This is a genomic window from Kitasatospora sp. MBT63, assembly GCF_000710465.2.
In the GTDB taxonomy this organism is placed as follows: Bacteria; Actinomycetota; Actinomycetes; order Streptomycetales; family Streptomycetaceae; genus Kitasatospora.
In genome coordinates this window covers 1-458 of the sequence record NZ_JAIZ01000401.1, presented here as the reverse complement: position 1 = coordinate 458, position 458 = coordinate 1, and the positions used below count along the sequence as shown (strand labels likewise).

General features: G+C 71.4%; 1 protein-coding gene. It reads left to right on the top strand.

Annotation, left to right across the window (positions count from 1 at the left end; all coding sequences use genetic code 11):
* The coding region (locus tag AA75_RS22790) for an NADPH-dependent F420 reductase (protein WP_033822047.1) at positions 1–441 on the top strand (441 nt) is incomplete at its 5' end.
* Positions 442–458: the final 17 nt, after the last annotated feature.

The following is a 458-nucleotide window of genomic DNA, read 5'->3' as shown; positions in this document are numbered from 1 at the left end:
GGCGCCGGCTCCCTGGAACGGCTCACGGCCCTGCGGGACGAGCTGCGCGGCAAGATCCTCATCGACGTCTCCAACGCCACCGTCGACGGACCGGACGGACTGCCGGGCGACCTGATCCACCCCGGCTCGAGCCTCGCCGAGCAGCTCCAGGAGGCACTCCCCGACACCCACGTCGTCAAGACGCTCAACACCATGCTCTTCCCGGTGATGACCGCCCCGGCCACCCTCACCCGGACGCCCACCGCGTTCCTCTCCGGCGACGACCCGCAGGCCAAGCAGACCGTCCGCGACCTGCTCACCGACCTCGGCTGGCACCAGGACTGGATCACCGACCTCGGCGCAATCCGCACCGCCCGCGCCACCGAGGCCGCCATCCTCTTCGTCCCGCACGTCATCCGCGCCGACGGATTCACACCCTTCGCCATCTCGATCGCCCGCTGACCCGCACGGCGCACCGC